This window comes from Bacillus sp. NH11B (assembly GCF_001884205.1).
Taxonomy (GTDB): Bacteria; Bacillota; Bacilli; order Bacillales; family Bacillaceae_G; genus Bacillus_A; species Bacillus_A proteolyticus.
This window is the reverse complement of record NZ_MAOG01000087.1, coordinates 1-214: the sequence shown is the minus strand read 5'-3', so window position 1 is coordinate 214 and position 214 is coordinate 1. Positions and strand designations below refer to the sequence as shown.

At 37.4% G+C, this 214-nt stretch carries 1 protein-coding gene; it reads right to left on the bottom strand.

The window, feature by feature from the left end; genetic code table 11:
• Window positions 1-214, bottom strand: a 214-nt coding sequence (locus tag BAU27_RS33555; protein ID WP_175546541.1) for a hypothetical protein, incomplete at both ends; no start/stop codon positions are given.

Below are 214 nucleotides of genomic sequence, written 5' to 3'. Positions count from 1 at the left end.
CTTGTCTTGTTTATCTTGCTTGTCTTGTTTATCTTGCTTGTCTTGTTTATCTTGCTTGTCTTGTTTGTCCTGCTTGTCTTGTTTATCTTGCTTGTCTTGTTTGTCCTGCTTGTCTTGTTTATCTTGCTTGTCTCGTTTATCTTGCTTGTCTTGTTTGTCCTGCTTGTCTTGTTTGTCCTGCTTGTCTTGTTTATCTTGCTTGTCTTGTTTATCT